Genomic DNA, 22,927 nt, shown 5'->3' with positions numbered 1-22,927 from the left:
ACTAATACATAGTATTAATATAGCCCACGCACAACGCAATTAAGTGACATTCAAATCAAAAAGAAAAATAATTATACAATAAATAAAATATATCCGAAAAGAAAAACCAATCAACTTGCCCTGTCATCAAGACTTGATAAATACTTATTAAGAGGTAAAAGCTATCCAGTAAATACGACTTGTGCTGAAGGAATTTCCTGATTTGCTTGCTCTCTGTCTCGATAAACAACTACAGCATCAAATAATTGCTCTACCTCTCCCTTTTCAACCCAAAAGTGTTGAAAAGCTAAAGGAAATTTCGTCAACATATCCTTTTTAGAGATTTCTTCAGAATTTTGTATTACTTTTGACATTGCTGTTAATAAGTAAATTTTATCTTTTATTGTCTCATTCTGTGAATCTGGATTTTGCGTTAATCTGATTAATTTCTGACGAATAAGTTCTAACAGATAAGGTTTGGCCTTTTCCAAAGCCATTGCTCGAATCAATGCGCTGTAATCACAACAGGTAAACAGTCTATGATGTCTCGGCTCCATTTCATTGGAATTCTGGGGTATTAAAGTTTCCTCCTGATTTGCAATCGCATCTTGGATGACATCGGGTTTACTCAAATGAAACCATCCTTTGATGGATTTTTTTATTTCATGAGGAATCATACGCCACAAGATATCAACACCAGTAAACACCACCGCCGCTAGGGAAAATACTGTACCTAGAGCAGGAACGATAGGAAAGAGCATCGCAAATACAACTGCCCCTAAAGCGACAGCTAAGAACGATATCACAAACAAGTTATTGAAAGCGGCCTGTAGGTAATGCATTCGTTGAGTGCTGTTTTTGGGAGACTCATAAGCTCTATATGAATTGAGTGCCAACATGACCAACTGATGCCCTAATGATAAGGCTAAGCTACTGAAAAAAAACCAAGGACCTGCTGCAAAGCTAAAACTAAATAATTTGGAAAGCGCAGCACCATAAAGTGATATACTTGCTAATACCGCACACACTGCAGAAGTGAGAAAAAGGGACCATTGATCAAAATTGCGGTTGCTGGTTTTTGCAAGTTGATATCCGTTAATTATCGCATTTACAGTCAACAAAAAACCTATAAAAGGCAATGAGATGTAAAATAAAGGTGATATACGAAACATCGCTGATAATCTTGTATCAGCCATTGTAATAAATAGGGCTATCTCTTGCGTTTCTCTAATGTAGCTAATCGCCTTCTGGAGTTGAGTAACAAACATAAGCCTCCTGATAATTATTATTATTTTTGTACTTGGGAGTCCTACCAAACTCTAAAAATGTAGCCTGATTGTTACCGACAGGATCTTTGGGTACATTTTAGAATATTCAGGTTGTATTGTCCTCTCTCTACATGGGGAGAAGGGACTTTGTTAGGGCGCATGAGGGTGTTGATTACAGCAAATGGACCCTCAACCCTACCCCTCTCCCACACCTGGAAGAGGGATTCTTCTTCACTTAATGACGATTCCTCTACCTCTTTGTCCACAAGCAGGAGAGGAATTTTATTTTATTGCCGCAAATGAGGGAACAAAATCACATCACGGATTGACTGTGAGTTGGTAAACAGCATAATCAAGCGATCAATTCCAATGCCCTCTCCTGCGGTGGGGGGTAAGCCATATTCCAGAGCTTCGATATAATCACTATCAAAATGCATGGCTTCGAGATCACCGGCATCCTTTTCTTCAACTTGCTTACGAAAACGCTCTGCTTGATCTTCTGCATCATTCAACTCAGAAAATCCATTAGCAATTTCTCGGCCTGCAATAAAGAATTCAAAACGGTCAGTGACTTCTGGATCATCATCGCTGCGGCGGGCCAAAGGTGAGATTTCAGTGGGATAACCCGTAATAAAAGTAGGCTGAAATAACTGATGTTCGACTGTTTCCTCAAACAATATAATTTGCAGCTTACCTAGCCCGTCAGTTTCTTTATAAGAAAAACCTTTTTTCTGTAAAATCGCACGACAACTGACGATGCTCTCAAGTTGAGGCGCATCAATTTCAGGATGGTAATGTAAAATTGCCTCTTTTACAGTCATGCGGGTAAATGGTTTATCAAAATCAATAATTTGGCCTTGATATTCAACTTGACGCTTTTCTATTACCGTATCACAGAGATAGCGTAATAATTCTTCAGTAAAATTCATCAAATCCTTATAATCTGCGTAGGCTTGATAAAACTCAACCATGGTAAACTCTGGATTATGACGCGTTGATATACCCTCATTGCGGAAATTACGATTAATTTCATAGACTCGCTCAAAACCGCCGACAACAAGACGTTTTAAATAAAGCTCTGGGGCAATACGCAAATACATGGTCATATCCAATGTATGATGATGCGTAACAAAAGGCCGCGCCATAGCACCGCCTGGAATAGGATGCATCATGGGTGTTTCCACTTCCAGAAAGTAGTTTTTATCCATAAATTGTCTAAACGCTTGAATTAATCGTGAACGCGTTAAAAAAGTAAGACGACTTTCATCATTAGCAATTAAATCAACATAACGTTTGCGATATTTCACTTCTTGATCGGCTAGGCCATGAAACTTATCAGGCAAAGGGCGCAATGATTTCGTTAATAACTCTACACGTTCCGTATGGACTGTAAGCTCTCCTGTATTGGTTTTGAATAACTCACCTTGAACACCAACGATATCGCCTAAATCCCAATGCTTAAATTCTTCATACTGTTCGGGGAGATCATTCGCGCGAATGTATACTTGAATACGTCCAGAAAAATCTTGAATATGGAAGAAACTAGCCTTTCCCATAATGCGCCGTAATACAATACGACCGGCTACAATTACTTTCACATGCTGTTGTGCCAAGGTTTCCTTATCTAATGAATCGTAATGTTTTATAATTTCCTGAGCTAAATTTTCACGACGAAATTGGTTTGGAAAATTAAAACCTTTTGTACGTAACTCAGCCAATTTTTGTTTGCGAATATAATAAACTTCGCTTTCATCGATATGTTCTATTTGCTCATCACTCATGCTGCCCTACTCCTGCCTTTAGACTGGCTTCAATAAATTGATCCAATGCACCATCCAATACTGCCTGGGTGTTGCTCGTTTCAACACCAGTGCGTAGATCTTTAATACGAGATTGATCTAATACGTAAGAACGGATTTGAGATCCCCAACCTATGTCTGATTTACTGGCTTCTAATGCCTGCTGCTCCGCGTTTTTCTTTTGCATTTCCAATTCATATAACTTGGCACGCAGCTGCTTCATTGCCTGATCTTTATTACGATGTTGACTTCGATCATTCTGGCATTGTACTACAATCCCACTGGGAGCATGAGTAATACGCACTGCCGAATCAGTTCGGTTAACATGCTGTCCCCCAGCTCCGGATGCTCTGTAGGTATCGATACGTAAATCAGCCGGATTAATTTCTATATCAATGTCATCATCAATTTCAGGTGAAACAAATACTGCAGCAAAAGAAGTATGTCGCCTGTTTCCCGAATCGAAAGGAGATTTTCGTACTAAACGGTGCACCCCTGTTTCTGTGCGCAACCATCCAAAAGCATACTCGCCCTTGAAATAGATTGTAGCGCTTTTAATACCAGCAACCTCGCCAGGAGAGCATTCAATTAATTCAGTAATAAATCCGTGTTGCTCCCCCCAACGCAGATACATGCGCAATAACATTTCAGCCCAATCCTGGGCTTCGGTTCCACCTGAACCGGATTGAATATCCAAATAAGCATTTGAATTATCCATTTTTCCTGAAAACATACGACGAAACTCAAGATCAGCAACTTTTTGCTCAACAGAGGATAACTCCTCACCAATTTCATTTATCGTTTGTTCATCATTTTCTTCGCGTGCGATCTCAAATAATTCATGGAAATCAATAATGGATTGATTTAATTGAGTTAAAGTAGAAACTACAGCCTCCAGCTGTGTTCTTTCACGTCCTAACGCCTGAGCAACTTCTGGATTATCCCAAACCGAAGACGATTCCAGTTCACGAACAACCTCTTCCAAGCGCTCACTTTTAGCGTCAAAGTCAAAGATACCCCCTAAGCGCTTCTACTCGCTTTTCAAGATCCACCAGATTAAGACTAATTTGGTTTACTTCTAACATAAGTGTCTCTTTAAAAAATAGTGATTGAGTTAATACTCTAATTGTAAGCGCATGTTTCATAGCCGGATTACACGATACAAATCCGGGATACCTGAATAATCCAAGCTACAATTTTGTATAAGCTTAACCCAGTTAAAAATAAGCTTGGGATTTTACCGTGAATGCAATGAAAAAAACAACTTTATGAAGTCTTCATTGCTGTGCGGTAGGCTTGTAAGTTCATTAGTAAATCAGCTTCAGCAGGAGACAAATGGCAACTTTCGACAATTTCATCTCGATTCCCCCCCATTTCCAAGATGCGCAACGCATGACGATAACCCCCATCATTATCTCGTTTATTTTCCAAATCTTGAATTTGATTATCCATGCTGATTAATTGCGTATTAATTTCCTTTAATTGTTTGGAGAATAATAAATCAGCATGAATTAACATGGGGTGATCTTTGGTAATTTCATCGATTGATTTTTGTTGGGTATCTAACTGTTCCTGAAACGCGATTAATTTTTTTCGCTGATTCAATAGATAATTCACTCCTAATGAAAGAATGACTGCATTTAAGCTTAAAAGAAAAATAATCATTTTATATCCTTATTTCCAGAATTCCCGATGACTACGCGGTGAGTTGGCTCACTTAATGCCGGATTCAAAAGACGAGGAACATTTCGATTTAAGGCGATAACGATACTCACCCTGCGATTTGCCGCTCTGCCTTGATCTGTGATGTTGTCTGCAACTGGAAATTGTTCACCATAACCTGTTACTAAAATACGTTCCGTTGAAATGCCAAATGAATTTAAAGTCCGGCCAACAACCGCCGCACGCATGGCTGAAAGTTCCCAGTTTGATGGAAACTGAGGGGTTTCTATAGGGACATTATCAGTATACCCTTCTACAGCAATAATAGAGGATGATTTTTTAATTTTACTTGCCAATCGCATTAACTTAACAAAAGCATCTGGTTTTAAATCTGCCTCACCTGACTCAAACAAAGCTCCTGATTTGATGTCGAGCTCAATCCAGCCCTCCTGGCGGTTAATTTTATAATTGCCATCTTCCAATTCTGATAGCGATTGGCTTAATTCATCTAGACCATCATTATAAAGCCCATGGACTTGTTTGGTTTGTGGTCCGTCTTTTTTATTGTCCGTTGACTTTAGGGCACGGGCCGCATCTTTATTATTAAACGCCGATTTCATCCCCTCCGATAGCGATTTGTATTTTGATATGTTCACCGAAGAAATAGCATACATCACCACAAAAAATGCAAAAAGCAAGGTAATGAAATCTGCATAGGAGACTACCCAACGATGATGGTCGTTATGTGGTTCATTTCTTTTTTTTCTTGATTTCATCTTTCTTGTGCTGGCCAAAGTTATTGAGTTTTAACAACAAGATCCCAGGACTTTCCCCAGAGGCGATCGCGACTAAGCCTTCTACTATCATCTCATCGTAGTGCACCTTATGGGCAATATAACTTTTTAATTTATTCGCCACGGGTAAAAAAATAAGATTAGCCATGCCAACCCCGTATATCGTAGCTACGAATGCAACTGCAATACCTAATCCCAATTCGCTCGGTTCGGCTAAATGACGCATGACTTGGATCAGCCCTAATACTGCTCCCATTATTCCTATAGTTGGGCTGTACCCTCCCATACTTTCAAAAACTTGTGCTGCATGGAGGTCATGATTTTCAATTCGCTCAATCTCATCCTCCAGAACTTGTCGAATAGTGAGTTTATCTACCCCAATAACCAATAACTCCAATCCTTTGCTAATGAGTGGATTTTTTTCAACTTCCAAATGTTCTTCCAAAGAAAGCAAACCCAGTTGACGCGCTTTTCGGGCCAACTCAAACATTTTGTTACGGCAGGATTCAAATTCAAGTTTAGGTGGTTTGATGACCCAAGGTAAAATAGTAAATGCTCTCCTAAAAGTACTCAGTGGTGTTTGTACCATAACCGCACCAATTGTTCCTCCGAGCACGATAAACAATGCAGACAAATTGAGTAATGCCTGCATATTCCCGCCTTCAAACACTTGGCCGATTATAATGGCTAGAAAACTGGTCAACATCCCTAGTAAAGTTAAAACATCCATTCTTTTTTATTCCGGTAAACGAGATTTAATCCGATGTGTTGCCTGGCTAAGAATCTGTGAAACACGTGATTCACTAACGCCGATAACTTCCCCAATTTCTTTTAAATTCAAATCCTGTTCATAGTATAAAGAGAGGACCATTCGCTCCTTATGCGGCAATCCGCGAATAACCTCCGATAAACGACGCATTAAATCACTATGGAATACATTGGCATGAGGCTCAGCATATCCATCTTCGACTTGCAAAACATCATCGGTAACACCCAGATCTTCAAAGCCGTATAAGTGACTACTCACTGAATCTTGTAACATTTCATGGTACTCATCGAGTGAGATGCCAAGCTCAGCTGCAATTTCTGAATCTTTAGCTTCTCTTCCCAAACGATGCTCGAGATATTTTACTGCCTCAGAAATCATTCTTGAATTTCGATAGACAGAACGCGGTACCCAATCATTTCGTCTTACTTCATCAAGCATGTACCCCTTAATTCGAATTCCTGCATAGGTTTCAAATGACGCGCCTTTGGAAGAATCATAATGTTTTGTTGCTTCCAGCAATCCAAGCATTCCCGCTTGTATTAAATCATCCAACTGCACACTTTGAGGCAAACGCCCCAATAAATGATGTGCTATGCGTTTCACCAACAAGGCATGGTTTTTTACCAGCGTTTCTTGGATTTGCTGATTTACTTTGCTATAGGCAGCCAAAGCATCCACAATATTCTCCTTAAAATTCACCTGCAACCAAACGCTCTAAAAAGAAACTGGTATTACCACCCAATAAAGAACTGGGAGGCCATTCAGAGACTTCATCTGCTAACTGCCTTAGTGCCGAAGCAGCAGCAGAATCAGGATAAGCAATTAATACAGGCTTTTGCATTTTTACTGCCCTGTGTATGTGTTCATCAAATGGTACCGCTCCTAAATAGTCTAGCTGAACCTCAAGAAATTGCTCGGAAACTTTGAATAATTTGTTAAATAATTCCCGTCCATCTCGTTCATTTCTCACCATATTGGCCAGTATATGAAAACGAGTCCATTCATAACGCTTACTCATTACTTTAATTAAAGCATAGGCATCAGTTAATGAAGTCGGCTCATCACATACAACGACAATTAATTCTTGGGATGAACGAGTAAAACTTAGAACGGTATCTGAAATCCCCGCAGCGGTATCTATAATCATGTAATCTAAATCATCGGTGAGTTCATTAAATGCATCGATGATTCCGGCGAGCTCTGCTGAGGAGAGTTGAGTCATGAACTCTGTCCCTGAAGCTGCAGGAATGACACTAATGCCATTAGGTCCTGGCAAAATAATGTCACTTAAATGACAGATTCCCTGAATTACATGAGACAAATTATATTTTGTATGCAATCCGAGCATGATATCGATATTGGCCAAGCCTAAATCGGCATCAAGTATCATGACTCTCTTATTAAGCTGAGCCAATCCAACTGCCAGATTGACGGAAACATTACTCTTACCTACACCTCCTTTCCCAGCAGAAACAGCAATTACTTTAATGGGTTTCGCACGTGATAGATTCCTCAGACCTGAAGCTTGGTCACTTATATTCTGCTTTACTTTAGACATGATATTCTCTCCCAGCACCTTGATGTGCTTTTCCAGCATTGTCCGCCTGAAACAATTGTGTTTCCTGCTCCGCAAGCAGCTCAATAAGCTGGTGACGTGTTGCCATTTTAATATCTTCAGGGACACGTTGTCCGTGTGTGAGATAGCTGACCCCCAAACCTGATTCAATGAGTGCACTGAGTGCGCCGCCTACAGCTAATGACTCATCCAGCTTGGTTAAAATGCACTGATCGACTTGATTTGCTTCATAACGTCTTATTGCATCAATTAATACTTGATAATGGCTGGTTGCAGGTAAAACCAAAACTCTCGAAATCGACTGCAAATAAGTACTCAATACATTCATTTGTTTTACAACGCGTTCATCTGCCGGATTCATTCCCGCGGTATCAATCAAAATTAATTTCTTATCGCTTAATTGTCGTAATACTCGCGCCAAAGAGACTTCATCCTGAGCAACACAAACCTTTACCCCCAAAATTTTTCCATACATCATGAGTTGCTCTTGTGCGGCAATTCGATAAGTGTCCATTGTCACAAGCCCTAATTTCTCTGCCCCAAATCTCAGGGTAAATCTCGCCGCAATTTTGGCTAGGGTCGTCGTTTTTCCGACACCAGTTGGTCCAACAAAAGCATAAACGCCACCCTCTTCTATCCTATGGTTATCACGAATGGTTAATTGCTCAGAAATTAAATTTAATATCGCGTCCCATCCTTTTTGCTGATTAGAATCGGGGCGTACGGAACATGCCCACGCGGCAGCGGTCGTATGACTTACGCCAAGATACAAAAGCTTCTGCATCAAAATGGTATGCAAAGGCTCATGGACACCCACATTTCCCCGCAACTGGGCTTCAAGCATGCCTCTTAACGTCTGAATTTCTTGGCGCATATCATCAAGAGGGGTTTGCATTTGAAATTTATTCATCTGGCTCGGTGGCTCAGCAGAAGCAACTGCCGCAGAGGCTGATAGAATTGTTTCATCAAAATCAATTGCCGCAACAACCTCTACCCCGCCCTCTATGTGATGACTGGACAAAATAACGGCATCAGCCCCCAGTGTCTCTTTAATTTGTTTCATAGCGCTGCGTGTGTCGGCCGCAACAAAACGTTTTAATTTCATAAAGCCTCCTGCTTATGAAGAAATTTGCCATTATTCACGCAATGCCTCTATAGAAATTGTAGTCCGATTGTAGGAAAACTGAGAAATTTATACTCTTTAGCGCCGTTTTTCCTGGCCTAGGTCAGTGTTCCATCAGGAAAAAGTGACCATTTCTATCCTACTGTGCCTACTATTCTTATTTGTTTGTTATCAGGAATCTCCTGATACGACAAAACATGAAAGTCATGAGAGATATTACGCACAAATCGTGCCAACACTGCGCGTATACCCGGTTGTACGACCAAAACTGAACTCTCCTGCTTTGCCTGCTGTTGCATTGCTAATTGTGTTAAAGAATGTTGTATCTTATCTGCCATTCCTGGCTCAAAATTTACGCCTCCAGATCCACTACTCTGAATAATGTTTTGCAATAATTGTTCCAACTCGGGTTTTAATGTAATAATAGGCAGCTCTTCATGGATGCCACTGATTTTTTGCGTAATTAATCGTGATAAGGCAATACGTACTTGGCTGATTAAGTACTCTGTATCTTTAGATTTTGGCGCTAGTTCCGCCAGAGTTTCGACTATGGTTCGAATATCAGTTAGAGGAATGTGTTCTACTAACAATCCTTGTAATACTTTACTAACCATGCCTAATGAAAGTCCATCAGGCACCAGCTCTTTTACCAATTTAGGTGAATTTATTGCCAGCTTATCTAAGAGCTGCTGTGTTTCTTCATAACCTAATAGCTGTTGACTGTTTTGCTCTAATATTTGGCTTAGGTGCGTGGCAACCACTGTTGAGGCATCAACTACAGTATACCCCAAAGTATGCGCCTGCTCCTTTTGACTTTCATTTATCCAAACCGCTTCCATGCCAAAAGCTGGGTCATGAGTTTTTATTCCCTCAATTTCGCCAAAAACTTGTCCTGGATTGATAGCCAAACTACGATCCAAATGAATTGAGGCCTCTCCCATTACAACCCCCGCCAAGCTGATTCGATAATGGTTAGGTTTTAAATCCAAATTATCACGTACATGCACAGAAGGAATTAAAAACCCCAGTTCTTGAGATATTTTCTTACGTACCCCTTTTATGCGAGAAAGTAAAACACCGCCTTGTGACTGATCGACTAGAGGGATCAAGCGATACCCTACTTCGAGGCTGATCACATCAACTGGATTCACATCGTCCCATGAGAGCTCCGATGAAATACTCGGACTTTGTATAGCCAGGGATTCATTTTCCTGATTGAGCTGTTCATTGCGTTTTACCTTTTCTTGCTGTTGAAACAAATAAGCAATTCCCGACAAACCTGCAGCAAGTAAAATAAATGCGACATGAGGCATTCCGGGGATAATACCAATCAATCCGATAATTGCCGCTGCAATAATTAACGAACGTGGGTTAGCCAGCAATTGAGAAATTACTGCCTGTCCCATATTTTGCGCACTAGATACTCGCGTAACAATGATGGCTGCGGCAGTTGATAAAACTAAAGAGGGTACTTGCGCAACCAACCCATCTCCGATAGTTAGTAAAATATAATTATGCAGCGCATCAGAAACGTTCATTCCATGTTGAAAAACACCAATAATCAAGCCACCAATAATATTGACAACCAGAATTAAAATCCCAGCTACTGCATCACCACGAACAAATTTGCTAGCTCCATCCATAGAACCATAAAAGTCTGCTTCCTGGGCTACCTCTAATCGACGTTTTATTGCCTGTTCTTGATTGATTAACCCCGCATTCAAATCAGCATCAATAGCCATTTGTTTCCCAGGTAAAGAATCTAAAGTAAACCGAGCACTGACCTCAGATACACGACCCGCACCCTTAGTGACCACAACAAAATTGATGACTACCAAAATAATAAAGACGACAAGGCCAACAGCATAGTTTCCACCAATAACTACTTCACCAAATGATTGAATCACATGCCCTGCAGCATCCGTTCCTTTATAACCATTGAGTAACACCACGCGAGTTGAAGCAACGTTTAACGACAATCGCAACAAGGTCGCAAGCAATATGACGGTTGGAAATACAGCAAAATCGAGAGGTCTTTCGCTGTATATTACCGCTAACAGCACTACAAGAGATAAAGCAATATTAAAAGTAAAAAACACATCCAATAAAAAAGGAGGCAAAGGCAACATCATCATGCCAAGCATCATGACAAGCACTATAGGCGTACCTAAACCTTGACGCAGCCAATATTGAATGTAGTGCAATGCTTTATTCATTCACATTCTCCTCTGCTTTGCGCGCTAATTCGGGCGGAATAGGAACATCCTGTAATACCGTGGGTTTATAATCGTAACGTTCCTTATCTCGCAGTTGAAACACATAGGCTAAAACCTGGGCTACAGCGACATAGAGTCCTCTAGGTATTTCCTTATTTAATTTGGTAGAAAAATAGAGAGCACGTGCTAAGGGTGGCACCGAAATAATGGGAATTTGATGTGATTTTGCAACTTTGCTTATTTGAAAAGCAACTAAGTCTTTGCCCTTTGCCACAACCATGGGTGCCTTATGACTCTTTTCTTTATAGCTAATCGCTACGGCATAATGAGTGGGGTTAGTTAACACCACATGCGCTTTCGATATTTCATTCATCATCCGCCGCCTCGAGATTTCTTGCTGGGCGCGACGAATAGCACTTTTTACCTCAGGCTTACCTTCTGTTTCTTTATATTCATCTCTCAATTCTTGCATTGTCATTTTCATGTTTTTTTGATGCTCATACAGTTGAAAAGGCACATCAAAAGCAGCAATCACAATTAAACTGGCAGTAATTAATACAAAGGACTTCACTACAATCAGGGTACCGCTGCCAATTGCTGTCTCTATGGGAACATGAGCCAAAGCTAACAAGGCGGGTACTTGTGATTTCAATACCACTATGGCTACAACTGCGACTAAAAGAAATTTGAAAAACGATTTAATCATTTCGGCAAAACTTTTCACCGAAACCATTCGTTTAAGCCCTTGAAATGCGTTGAGTCGTGAAAATTTTGGTTGTATCACTTGCCCGCTAAACACCCAGCCGCCCATAAGCAATGGGGCTGCTAAAGTAATCAGAAAAATAACAGCCAATAAGGGTATTAAAGACCAAAATCCCATCTTAGCGAGAAAAAATAAACGTTCTACACTTGTTAGGGGCGTTATGATAACTCGGGTATCGAACTCAAAAGCTTGACGCATCATTGTTGCCATCTGATGGGCCAACTGTTTACCAAAAATAAGAAATCCTACAGCAGTAAAAAGTAAAGTCACTGTGGTGTTGAAGTCTTTTGAGCGAGCAACCTGACCTTTTTTTCGCGCTTCTTTCAGCCGTTTGGCCGAGGGCTGTTCGGTTTTTTCTTGTGCTTGTTCTTGCTCTGCCATCAGTGCAACATCCCTATTATAAAACGCATCCCATCTTTGATAAGATCCCCCATTTGTGCGGCAACACTAGGCAAACCCACCTGAATCACAACCATTCCCATGATCAACGTTATAGGGAATCCTAAAGAAAAAATATTTAATTGTGGTGCTGCACGAGACATAATTCCGAAGGCAAGACTCACGATAAGTAAAGACAATAAAGCCGGAATTGAAATCAATAGGGCCTGTTTAAACATCCAGCCCGAAAATAAAATAACATTCCAAACCATAGATTGCGTCACAGAAAGCTGTCCTATAGGCATGATTTTGAAACTATCCAATAAGGTTTCAAAAACAGTCAAATGACCATTAAGTGCCAAAAAAATTAAGGTCATCATCATAGAATAAAGCTGACTAACTAGTGGAACACTGGCTCTGCTTGCAGGATCCATCATCACTGCAAAACTTAGACCAGCCTGCATTGCAATAATTTGTCCGCCCAAAACAAAAACCTGAAAAACGAGTTGTAAGACAAATCCCATTAACAAACCAAAAAGCAATTCCTGGAGGATGTATCCTAAAAAAATTCCTTTGAAATTCAGAAAAGAAAGTTCTTTAGGAACTAAAAAAGCACAGACACAACTTAAAACAAAAAGGAAAATAACTTTTATGCGCGCGGGTATTAAAGCAGAGGAAAATACGGGTACTGTAAGCAATAAACCGCCAATACGGCCCATTGGCCAAATGGCCTGGCTTATCATCCCGATAATTGTTGGATAATCCAGCTTCATCTTGAATTAGCCTATTAAGTAAGGAATATTGGTAATTAACGAATCCGTGTAATTCACCATCGTTTTCAATAACCAAGGACCAGCAAATACCAGCATCAAAAAGGTAATAAATAATTTGGGTATAAAGCTCAAACTCGTTTCATTAATTTGTGTTGCTGCCTGAAACATAGAAACGAGAACACCAATAATTAAACCAGGAAGAATGAGTACTGTGATCAACAACAGCATTAAATACACACCTTCACTGAATACAGAAACTACAGACTCTGGAGTCATATTATTTCCCTATGGTTTAGGATTCTGTTTACACCACTGCTTTCTCAGCCCCATCCCTAGGTCATCCCGACTGCAACAGGGAATGACGAGGGGTAAGATAGCGCATTGTAAAGAGTCCCATTTCCTTTTAATTTATAACTCTGGACCTAATGCTGCATTAGCTCATAGCAAAACTTGAAGCCAGTGAGCCTAAAATGAGTGTCCAACCATCCACCATAACAAAAAGCATGATCTTAAAGGGTAATGAAATAATTAAAGGCGATAACATCATCATACCCATAGCCATCAGAACACTGGATACCACCATATCAATAATCAAAAAGGGCAAAAATAAAATAAATCCAATTTGAAAGGCTGTTTTTAACTCACTGGTGATAAATGCAGGAATCACCACACTCATGGGTACTTCATTAAGCGTAGCGGGATTTTCTTGAGCGAATTTTTCAAACATGGATAAATCATTTTTGCGTGTTTGATTTAACATAAATTCCCTTAAAGGTACTTGTGCATTGGCCAGCGCCTGAGGAAATTTAATAGTCTCTGCGAGATAAGGTTGTACTGCAGTGTCATTGATTTTATTAAATACAGGTGACATCACAAAATAAGTCATAAATAAGGCAATACCAATTAAAATTTGATTGGTCGGGGTTTGAGCCATCCCTATAGCCTGACGTAAAATGGAAAGCACTATAATTATTCTTGTAAACGCTGTCATTGCCATCAACATCCCAGGCAACACGGTTAACAAGGTCATAAAAATCAAAATTTGGAGGTTCACACTGTAGGTCTGTTCGCCATTGGCACCAGGTTGTACGGTCATTGCGGGCAGGGATAACGGCGCTGCCTGTAAAACCAGTGGGAAGCAACAAAATAAAATAAGCAATAATGTCGCCTGGGTCCAGCGTAGCGGAATACGGGATGTTTTGCCATCATCCCGAGTGTCACGAGAAATAGCCCATTGCAACCCTGTGCTAAAGCGATAAAATCGCGCGCGTCGTTCGAAATGACGGAGACTTTTCTCATGGGAATTACAGAATATTGGATACCAATGGGTAATTAAATTCATTATGTTCATCTTATGATTTCACAACCGATTTAAGCAGAGCCGCAAATGAAGGTTTATTTAAAGTGTCCTCAAATCCTGGTGGCAGCTGTTCGCCAAAATCATGAAGTAATGTGATGTTTCCGGAACCTGAACCAACCAATAAATAACGAGTTCCCACCTTTAATAAGGTGATTTTTTCTTTAGGTCCCAAAATCATACTGGCCATGGATTGAAATCCCTTGGTCGAGCTCATGTGCATACCATGAAATCGCCTCACTACCCAAGACAATACCATGATGAGTAATAAAACCAACAATAGGCCCATCACCACACGTATGAGCTCTCCCTGATTGAGTGCACTTTGCATTATCTTAATCGCTTAATTCGTTCTGCTTGAGTGACAATATCGGTTAATCGCACCCCAAACTTATCATTCACTACAACGACCTCTCCATGCGCAACTAAAGTGCCATTGACTAACACATCAAGCGGGTCACCCGCTAAACGATCCAGGGCAACAATCCCGCCTTGGTTTAATCGAAGCAAATTACGAATGGTCATTTTGGTATGACCAATTTCTACCTTTACAGATACCGGTATATCTAAAATTAAATCCAGTTTATCGCTGTCTGCTTCCTGGGAAAGAGTATTTGCCGGTTTGGGTTGTTCGATTTCTTGAGACATTACTTATCTCCTAATAACTAATGTTTTTTATTATTTTTACTGCACGTTTTTCATTTGCAGCACCTTGAGTTGCCGTAAAACCTGGGATTCCTTCGATATCTAAAGTAACCACTTCTTTCATTTCCATTGGTATAAAATCACCTGCTTGCCATGACATCACTGCCCCTAGAGTGGTTTTTGTTTCAGCCATGACAGAGCTTACCGTTAATTCAACATCCATTAATTCTTCTTTCAGCGATTTAACCCAGTTCGGATCAATTTCATCATCGGGTCTAGAAGCACCAAGTTCCAATTGCTCTTTAATCGGTTCCACCATGGAATACGGTAAAATGAAATAAAAAGTTCCTATTTCTTTGCCAAAATCCATCGAAAATCGTGCAACTAACAACATTTCTTCAGGCTCTGCTATATTGACCAATTGTGGGTTTGTCTCATCATTAAATTTGGAAATATCAAGCTGAATAATTGGCTTCCAGGCCTGTGTCAGGTTGGCAATGAGTTTCTTGGTAATTACATCCATCACACGTAACTCAGTCGCAGTAAAATCGGTTTTGTCTTTTTGAGCAAAAAATTGCGAGCTTCCACCAAAGTAATAGTCGACCAGATCGTAGACAAAAGTACTATCAAAAAGAATAATCCCTTTACCACGTAATGGCTTAAATTTAGAAATACACATTAAGCTCGGATTGGGTAAGCTCTCCATAAAATCTCGGTGTTTGGTAATGAGCAATGGATCTTGTTTAATCTCAAAATCTTTGGCGGTAACGTTGTAGACATCTGCTGCAAATAAGCGCACAGCGCGATCATAAATTCTATCTAATACGGGTAATTTCCCTTTGACAATCCGTTCCTGAGCCGTAAAATTGAGTGTTTTTACATCATTTTCGTCTTTTATCTCTACGGTCTCAAATACTGCCTCAGTAACCTTCTTTTTATTCGCTTTTGTTCTTTTATTGTCGTCTTTTTCATCAGTTACCGCAGGCTCTTCTGAATCTTGATGGAGGTCTTCAGGATGTTCATCCACAGTTTTCAGCAGAGCGTCTATTTCTTCTTGTGATAAAACGTTTTTATCAGCCATATAAGCAATCCATACTAATTTTAAACTTGAATTCACTCATTAAATTCAAGGAACCACCTGATTTTTCTGTTGAATATCTAGGTTATGCAAACTATATGCCATTTATATAAAGTGTTGTCATCGGAGTAGGACAGGCAACTCGGATACAGCGTGGCAGAATTATTCACCGGTCCCATCACCCAAGCCACTGTGGTCATCCCGAGTGACGCTCATCCTCCCAAGCGAAGCCAGGGCTCCCCATGCTGTAGCACAGTATTTTGAGCGATTCCAAGTGGCCCTTGTGATGACGGAGCGCCGGAGAAGCAATCTCTTTAATTTGACAGTCAAAAAATTCATACGCCAATCATTTGACTATGTATTCAAACTTAATGGGAAAAAAATACAAGCAACTTTATTCATTCGTTTGTTGCTGGCATTTCGCTTGTGCCATTCTTCGACAATTATCCTGGCAATCAATTTGATCTGAGTTCAAGCATTGTGAATTAATGCAATCTTGGGCTGTATTATTAAAACACTGCGTCTTGTCATATTTTTGTGCGCCTAAATTGTCTTGAGGGATATCCGCTGCAAAAACTAAAAAAGAAAAGAAAAGTCCGAAAAAGATTAAACATGTTTTCATGATAATTCCTTTTTAATGTGTTCCTAAATGAATTATAGTCTTAGTATAGAATATAATTGAATGAAAAAAAATGCACTGCAAAACAAGAAAGTTGACGAATTATAGCCGTGCTCGCATTAGTCAATCGTTTTGCTTACGTCCAGACAATGAAGAGCAACTAGCTGATTATCTTACTCAAAATCCTCAGCAAAACATTCTCGTACGAGGCTCAGGCTTAAGTTATAACGACAGTTGTTTTAATACTGATGGTATGATTATCGACACCGAGCGTCTGAATCATTTTATCGATTTTAATCCTGAGACCGGGATTGTAGTATGTGAAGGAGGAGTATCACTCCAAGATTTATTTTTAGTACATCCTGATTTCATTCCTCCAGTTCTTCCTGGTACCGTTCATGCTACCGTAGCCGGTGGAATTGCTCATGATGTGCATGGAAAAAACAATCATCAAGCTGGGAGTTTTGGCCATCATCTCCTGGGATTTGATCTACTCATGGGCAATAAAAAACTTCATTGCAGCCGTGAAGAAAACAGCGACTTATTTCATGCTACCATTGCAGGCTTAGGACTCACCGGTGTTATTACTCGAGCCGAACTTCGCCTAAAAAAAGCGCCACGCTTTGTTCATGCAGAACACAAGCAATTTGAATCCATCCGCGCATTAACTGAATATATGGCAACCGAGGGTATTCATCATGACTATCAAGTATCTTGGCTTGATCTTCTGAACTCTACGCCCCGAGCCATTCTTTCTACAGCAGATCATTGTGAACCCATCAACACAAAAAAACCAAACATACATACGGTACCCAAAATTCCATGTTCTCTGATCAGGCGATGGAATATGAAATTGTTTAATCAGCATTTTTTTACCAGTAAAAAAGGTCAAGAAAAACTAGCATTGGAACAATTTAATAATCCACTTGATAAACTCATGCACTGGAATCGACTTTATGGCCCTAGAGGATTGCTTCAATTCCAAGCTGTATTTGATGTCGATCATGCGCCAATTATTTTGGAGCAGTTAATCGAATTAATGCGAATCAATAAAGCCACACCTACTCTCGCAGTCCTCAAGTTGTTTACCCAACCTGGTGAGGGCTTACTCTCATTTTGTAAACCAGGATTTACCTTAGCTGTTGATTTTGGCCATAATCCTCAGGCAACACAAGCAATAGCAGCGATGAATCAGCGAATCACTGAACTCAACGGTCGAATTTACTTGGCTAAGGATATGTTTTTGAATGAAAAACAATTTCATAGCATGTATGAGAATCATCAACAATTTTCTCAGACTTTAGGCCATTATGGCTGTACAATGCACTCTGATCTGGCAAAACGATTAGGGATTATAAAATGACGCAAAGAACTTGGGTGATACTCGGCGCAACCTCCATTATTGCCGAAAAATTTGCACATATTGTTGCTCGCTCGGGGCATCAATTACTCTTGGTAGGACGCCAAAAAAAGCAGCTCCAAATCATTGCCAACGATATGATGCTTCGACATAAAATAAGTTGCGATGTACTTGTTGTGGATCTCTTGGAACAGGTTGATACATTAATTACTTTATTTAAAACAACAGAGAATGAATTGGATTTGTTCATAGCCCACAGTGATTTCACCGATAATGAACATCTTAATGTCGAGACAATAACCCACCTCATCAGACTCAATATTCTAACGACTACCTTAATCATCCATACCTATTTAAATCGTCAGCAAAAAGAACATCATTTACTTTTTTTAAGTTCCGTTGCAGCATGTAGAGGACGTTCTAAAAACAGTCTGTATGGCGCAACTAAAGCAAGTATCGAAGTTTATCTTCAAGGCCTACAACAGGCTGCCAGCAATAATCAGCACATCACCATTGCCCGCTTAGGCTTTATTGACACCAAACAAACCTATGGCCTTCCAGGAATTTTTTATGCGGCACCACCAGAATCATGCGCAAAAGCCTGTTGGAAGGGATTAATGAACGGAAAAAGGATGTTCTATTACCCCTTTTTCTGGCGATTTATTATGGCAATCATCACTCGATTGCCATTCTTTCTTTATAGGAAAATGACTAAGGTATGATGGTATTCTTAATTTGAGTTGATTAACCTCTTCTTTAAGACCCGAATTAATCTGGGTTACTGGATATCAATCTACTTGAGATTGAAGAGAGCTAATTTTGCTATTAAGCGTAAACAGTTGAATTGGTTCGAAGAATAAATTAGATAAACCTAATGATTTTGGGAGTCTCATTTTTCTCAGTGTACTTTCAGTTGCTTCGATTGTCTCAACTAAAGAATTTAATGTTAAATCTTGTTTCGCTTTCGGCACTTATCTTCTGCTCTCTTATTCCAGTATAAGGGGAATAAAATGTTGTTAATTTAATCAACATCCATCATCTATTTTGTATTTTATAAATCAATATATAAATTTGTTACTTAAATCGTGAGATTTTCTGGTTATTTAATGAACAACCTGATTATCTCTATTTATTAACAAATTATCTTGAGATGAACATTTGTGATTATCTTAGAATTTGATTTTTTTGAGTAAACAATCCCTGATGGTTGCCAATGCTGTTAATGACAGCACTGTTAATCTAAAGTTCGTCGGCTTACTTATCTCTATGAATCAATTTTATTTCAAGATTTTTATCATCGGTAAAATGGTCTTTATCAATCCAAAAAATTGTAAAATGTAGATCACTAGAACAATAAGTACCAGTACATTTAACAGACTTTTAATTGATGGAGGCATAGGGATAAAAGTGTCTATTAACCATAACACTACCCCAAAAATAACGATTACGGCAATTAAATTGAGTAGTCCACTCATGACTGTCCTTATTAAGATTGTTTCTTAAAATTATAGCAGAGTTACAAATACTTAGATTTTTGAAGACTGATGACAAAAAATGTGAAGATAATCTGATCTTCGGGATAAGGGCTAAATTCCCCTGATCAACGTGCGCTAATCAAAGCCATCTTACCACCATGCGACACGCAGTAGAAAATCACTGACAGACACCTTATTCGCTTTGAGGGCCTGTTTTTTCCTTCAATAGATCGCGAATTTCAGCTAATAAAGTTTCTTCCCTTGTCGGTGGCGTTTCTTTCTTTTCTTCGTTTTTCCTTAATAAAGAAATCATTTTAATTGCTATAAAAATTGAAAATGAAATGATGGTGAAATCAATCACTGCCTGAAGAAACTCGCCCCATTTCACCACCGCATCACCGACGGTAAACGTTTTATTTGCAACATTGATTCCGCCCAATAATAGGCCTATCAAAGGCATAACAATGCCACTAACTAACGAACTCGTAATTTTGCCAAATGCAGCACCAATAACCACTGCGACAGACAGATCAATTACATTTCCCTTGAGGGCAAATTGTTTAAACTCTTGTAAAAAACGCATGTCAACTCCCTATATATGCTTATTTACAAAAGTAACCTGGATAAAACTCCAGGCTACATCCAATTGATTTATGAATGGCGAACCATTTCTCTAATTTCTTCTATCTTTTTCTCCAAGTCATCCGGAGCAATACCTCCACCTTGGGCCATATCATCCCGGCCACCGCCTTTTCCGCAGAGATGTCTGACCAAAGTGGCCGCAGCAGGAGCTTTGCCTATGATATTTTTACTCACCCCAGCAATCACATTCATTTTATTGTGATCGAGGGTAAATAAAACAATCACAGCAGAATCAAGTCTTGATTTTAATTGATCCAAAGTAGTACGCATGGTTTGACTGTCTGCTCCATCCAATTGTTTCACAAGCAAACTGATTCCATTGATTTTTTCCACCTCGTTTGCCAGATCGGCACCTGATTTTTGTGCTTTCTCACTTTGTAACTTGGTAATTTCCTTTTCCAAACTCTTATTTTCAGAGATGAGTTGCGTGATTTTATCGGGTAGATTATTGGTTGTGGTTTTTAATAAAGAGGCTAATTCGCTTAATAGAAACTGTTGCTCATTAACCCAGCTTAAAGCATAACGACCGGTTACCATCTCGATACGTCGTACCCCACTGGCGATCCCATATTCGGCAACGATTTTAAACAATCCGATATCCCCCGTCCTTCGTGCATGCGTTCCGCCACAAAGTTCTTTAGAGAATTCACCCATGGATAATACACGCACTTTATCGGTATATTTTTCCCCAAAAAGAGCGACCGCGCCGCTTTTTTTAGCAGACTCAATATCCATAATCTGGGTTACCACTTCATTATTTGCACGAATTTGATCATTGACCAATTGTTCAATTGCCTGTATTTGTTCTGCGGTTAATGATTCAAAATGAGAAAAGTCAAAACGCGCACGCTCTGCATCAACTAATGAACCTTTTTGCTGAACTTGTGGCCCAACGACTGTTTTAAGTGCTGCATGCAACAAATGAGTTGCAGTATGATTTAAACGAATTGCCTCTCGACGATCGTTATCGATTTGCGCCTTAACTAACTGATCCAGGGACGCAGTACCTTCGACTACTTCTCCATAATGGACAATGGCTTGGGCTTTCTTTTGAGTGTCGTCGACCCGAAAACTAAAACCTGGTCCTCTGAACAATCCCTTATCGCCAACTTGTCCCCCACTCTCTGCATAAAACGGCGTGTGATCAAGAACTATAGCTCCCTTCATGCCTTCGTTTAAAGTTTTAACCTCTTTTCCATCCTGAACCAAGGCAATAATTTTGGATTCCATCTCTTTTTTCTCATACCCATGAAAATCAGATTGGTAATCCAATGGAGCACTGTTACTGTAATCGACACTAAATTGGCTGGCAGCCTGAGATTGTACGCGCTGCTGTTGCATCAATTGATTAAAACCATCCATATCCACATAGAGACCTTGTTCTCTGGCGATATCAGCAGTTAAATCAACAGGAAAACCATAAGTATCATAGAGCTTAAATGCGATCTCTCCTGATATTTCATGGCCGCCAAGGGAATGCATTTGTTCTTGCAATAATCGTAAACCTTGATCAAGAGTACGAGCGAATTGATTCTCTTCTTGATTAAGAATTTTTTCTATATGGGCCTTGTATTTTATCAATTCAGGATAAGCATCACCCAAGACTTTAATTAAAGGTTCAACTAACCTTGAAAAAAATGGAGTTGGCAAACCTAACTTATTACCATGTCTTATCGCTCTGCGAATTATTCTTCTCAGCACATACCCCCGCCCTTCATTGCCCGGAATTACTCCATCAGCAATTAAAAACGCACAAGAACGAATGTGATCAGCAATCACTTTTAACGAGGTATGGTTTAAATCAGTAATATTTCCAAGTTTTGCCGTAGATTGAATCAAATATTGGAACGTATCCGTTTCATAATTACTGTGTACGCCTTGCACTACTGCGGCGAGTCGCTCGAGCCCCATACCTGTATCCACGGAAGGCTTAGGTAGCGGATGTAGGTTTCCATCCTTATCCCGATTAAACTGCATGAATACCAGGTTCCAAATTTCTATATAGCGATCCCCATCTTCATCGGGGCTTCCTGGAGGCCCCCCTGCGATTTCAGGACCATGATCATAAAAAATTTCAGTGCAAGGACCACAAGGACCAGTATCCCCCATGGACCAAAAATTATCTTTTTCACCACATCGTGAAAAGCGTGTAGCGGAAACCTTCATTTCTTTTAACCAAATATCTTCTGCTTCCTGATCTTCTCTATAGACAGTCACCCACAAACGCTCTTCGGGTAAACGCAGAACTTGGGTTAAAAATTCCCAAGCAAATTTTATAGCTTCGCGCTTGAAATAATCGCCAAAGCTAAAATTGCCCAACATTTCAAAAAATGTATGGTGCCTTGCGGTATAACCCACATTTTCCAAATCATTGTGCTTTCCACCTGCACGCACACACCGTTGTGCTGTAACGGCTCGTTGATAAGAACGCGTTTCAAGTCCTAAAAATAAATCCTTAAATTGCACCATACCTGCATTGGTAAATAATAAAGTAGGATCATTTGCAGGAATTAAAGAGCTGGATTCCACGAGTTGATGACCACGTTGTGTGAAATAATCAAAGAATGCTTTTCTAATTTCAGAACTTTTCATTTTCTAATCAACACCAATTTGAGTTAATTTTAATTTTTAATCATACCCAGGGGTCGCGC

23 protein-coding genes are annotated in these 22,927 nt (G+C 39.7%); 2 read left to right on the top strand and 21 right to left on the bottom strand.

Annotated features, from left to right (window positions below; genetic code table 11):
* Nucleotides 1-161 precede the first annotated feature (161 nt).
* The 18 genes from OQJ13_RS15130 to OQJ13_RS15045 form a co-directional block, all read right to left on the bottom strand.
* Nucleotides 162-1,247, bottom strand: coding sequence for a hypothetical protein (locus tag OQJ13_RS15130; protein ID WP_265711684.1), 1,086 nt, complete (start codon nt 1,245-1,247; stop codon nt 162-164).
* Between the two features lie 287 nt (nt 1,248-1,534).
* Nucleotides 1,535-3,028 (bottom strand): lysine--tRNA ligase, encoded by a 1,494-nt coding sequence (gene lysS, locus OQJ13_RS15125; RefSeq protein ID WP_265711683.1) that lies wholly within the window; start codon nt 3,026-3,028, stop codon nt 1,535-1,537.
* Nucleotides 3,021-4,131 (bottom strand): peptide chain release factor 2 gene (gene prfB, locus OQJ13_RS15120; protein WP_265711682.1). Its coding sequence is split into 2 segments (ribosomal slippage): nt 3,021-4,055 and nt 4,057-4,131, totalling 1,110 coding nucleotides; the frame shifts between segments, so codons are not numbered across the junction. The genes lysS and prfB overlap by 8 nt, the downstream gene beginning before the upstream one ends.
* A 181-nt stretch (nt 4,132-4,312) precedes the next feature.
* The gene (locus OQJ13_RS15115; RefSeq protein ID WP_265711680.1) at nt 4,313-4,711 is read right to left on the bottom strand and encodes a DUF2802 domain-containing protein; all 399 of its coding nucleotides are present in this window, start codon (nt 4,709-4,711) and stop codon (nt 4,313-4,315) included.
* Complete coding sequence (locus OQJ13_RS15110; protein WP_265711679.1) at nt 4,708-5,484, bottom strand: flagellar motor protein MotB; 777 nt, start codon at nt 5,482-5,484, stop codon at nt 4,708-4,710. Before OQJ13_RS15110 ends, OQJ13_RS15115 begins: the two co-directional genes overlap by 4 nt.
* Nucleotides 5,459-6,232 (bottom strand): flagellar motor protein, encoded by a 774-nt coding sequence (locus tag OQJ13_RS15105; protein ID WP_265711677.1) that lies wholly within the window; start codon nt 6,230-6,232, stop codon nt 5,459-5,461. Before OQJ13_RS15105 ends, OQJ13_RS15110 begins: the two co-directional genes overlap by 26 nt.
* A gap of 6 nt (nt 6,233-6,238) precedes the next feature.
* Nucleotides 6,239-6,949: an RNA polymerase sigma factor FliA gene (locus tag OQJ13_RS15100; protein ID WP_265711676.1), complete on the bottom strand. Its 711-nt coding sequence runs from the start codon at nt 6,947-6,949 to the stop codon at nt 6,239-6,241.
* Between the two features lie 10 nt (nt 6,950-6,959).
* A complete protein-coding gene (locus OQJ13_RS15095) occupies nt 6,960-7,829 on the bottom strand; it encodes a MinD/ParA family protein (RefSeq protein ID WP_265711675.1) in 870 nt (289 codons plus the stop codon).
* Nucleotides 7,822-8,952: a flagellar biosynthesis protein FlhF gene (flhF, locus tag OQJ13_RS15090; protein ID WP_265711674.1), complete on the bottom strand. Its 1,131-nt coding sequence runs from the start codon at nt 8,950-8,952 to the stop codon at nt 7,822-7,824. Before flhF ends, OQJ13_RS15095 begins: the two co-directional genes overlap by 8 nt.
* A gap of 152 nt (nt 8,953-9,104) precedes the next feature.
* Nucleotides 9,105-11,186, bottom strand: a complete 2,082-nt coding sequence (flhA, locus tag OQJ13_RS15085) for a flagellar biosynthesis protein FlhA (protein ID WP_265711673.1) — start codon at nt 11,184-11,186, stop codon at nt 9,105-9,107.
* Nucleotides 11,179-12,330: a flagellar biosynthesis protein FlhB gene (gene flhB, locus OQJ13_RS15080; protein ID WP_265711672.1), complete on the bottom strand. Its 1,152-nt coding sequence runs from the start codon at nt 12,328-12,330 to the stop codon at nt 11,179-11,181. Before flhB ends, flhA begins: the two co-directional genes overlap by 8 nt.
* Nucleotides 12,330-13,100 (bottom strand): flagellar biosynthetic protein FliR, encoded by a 771-nt coding sequence (fliR, locus tag OQJ13_RS15075; protein WP_265711671.1) that lies wholly within the window; start codon nt 13,098-13,100, stop codon nt 12,330-12,332. Before fliR ends, flhB begins: the two co-directional genes overlap by 1 nt.
* 6 nt (nt 13,101-13,106) lie before the next feature.
* Nucleotides 13,107-13,376 carry a flagellar biosynthesis protein FliQ gene (gene fliQ, locus OQJ13_RS15070; RefSeq protein WP_265711670.1) on the bottom strand — a complete coding sequence of 90 codons (270 nt, stop codon included), beginning with the start codon at nt 13,374-13,376 and terminating at the stop codon, nt 13,107-13,109.
* Nucleotides 13,377-13,533: 157 nt separating this feature from the next.
* The gene (gene fliP, locus OQJ13_RS15065) at nt 13,534-14,196 is read right to left on the bottom strand and encodes a flagellar type III secretion system pore protein FliP (RefSeq protein WP_416209928.1); all 663 of its coding nucleotides are present in this window, start codon (nt 14,194-14,196) and stop codon (nt 13,534-13,536) included.
* A gap of 256 nt (nt 14,197-14,452) precedes the next feature.
* On the bottom strand, nt 14,453-14,788 hold the full coding sequence (gene fliO, locus OQJ13_RS15060) for a flagellar biosynthetic protein FliO (RefSeq protein ID WP_265711668.1): 336 nt from the start codon (nt 14,786-14,788) through the stop codon (nt 14,453-14,455).
* Nucleotides 14,788-15,105, bottom strand: coding sequence for a flagellar motor switch protein FliN (gene fliN / locus OQJ13_RS15055; RefSeq protein ID WP_265711666.1), 318 nt, complete (start codon nt 15,103-15,105; stop codon nt 14,788-14,790). The genes fliO and fliN overlap by 1 nt, the downstream gene beginning before the upstream one ends.
* Nucleotides 15,106-15,115: 10 nt before the next feature.
* Nucleotides 15,116-16,183 (bottom strand): flagellar motor switch protein FliM, encoded by a 1,068-nt coding sequence (fliM, locus tag OQJ13_RS15050; protein WP_265711665.1) that lies wholly within the window; start codon nt 16,181-16,183, stop codon nt 15,116-15,118.
* Nucleotides 16,184-16,574: 391 nt separating this feature from the next.
* Nucleotides 16,575-16,802, bottom strand: coding sequence for a hypothetical protein (locus OQJ13_RS15045; protein ID WP_265711664.1), 228 nt, complete (start codon nt 16,800-16,802; stop codon nt 16,575-16,577).
* A 70-nt stretch (nt 16,803-16,872) separates the two neighbouring features.
* Between OQJ13_RS15045 and OQJ13_RS15040 the strand changes: the two genes are divergently transcribed.
* The gene (locus OQJ13_RS15040; protein ID WP_265711662.1) at nt 16,873-18,162 is read left to right on the top strand and encodes an FAD-binding oxidoreductase; all 1,290 of its coding nucleotides are present in this window, start codon (nt 16,873-16,875) and stop codon (nt 18,160-18,162) included.
* Entirely contained in the window at nt 18,159-18,881 is a 723-nt protein-coding gene (locus OQJ13_RS15035) for an SDR family NAD(P)-dependent oxidoreductase (RefSeq protein WP_265711661.1), read from the top strand. Before OQJ13_RS15040 ends, OQJ13_RS15035 begins: the two co-directional genes overlap by 4 nt.
* Before the next feature lie 555 nt (nt 18,882-19,436).
* Here OQJ13_RS15035 and OQJ13_RS15030 read toward each other — a convergent pair.
* The 3 genes from OQJ13_RS15030 to alaS form a co-directional block, all read right to left on the bottom strand.
* Complete coding sequence (locus OQJ13_RS15030) at nt 19,437-19,634, bottom strand: Thivi_2564 family membrane protein (RefSeq protein WP_265711659.1); 198 nt, start codon at nt 19,632-19,634, stop codon at nt 19,437-19,439.
* A gap of 193 nt (nt 19,635-19,827) precedes the next feature.
* The gene (gene mscL / locus OQJ13_RS15025) at nt 19,828-20,217 is read right to left on the bottom strand and encodes a large-conductance mechanosensitive channel protein MscL (protein ID WP_265702447.1); all 390 of its coding nucleotides are present in this window, start codon (nt 20,215-20,217) and stop codon (nt 19,828-19,830) included.
* 68 nt (nt 20,218-20,285) lie between these two features.
* Complete coding sequence (gene alaS, locus OQJ13_RS15020) at nt 20,286-22,868, bottom strand: alanine--tRNA ligase (protein ID WP_265711658.1); 2,583 nt, start codon at nt 22,866-22,868, stop codon at nt 20,286-20,288.
* Between the last annotated feature and the right edge of the window lie 59 nt (nt 22,869-22,927).

It is taken from the genome of Legionella sp. PATHC035, assembly GCF_026191115.1.
GTDB lineage: Bacteria > Pseudomonadota > Gammaproteobacteria > Legionellales > Legionellaceae > Legionella.
The sequence above is the reverse complement of the archived record's forward strand: the minus strand, read 5'-3'. Positions and strand labels throughout refer to the sequence as shown.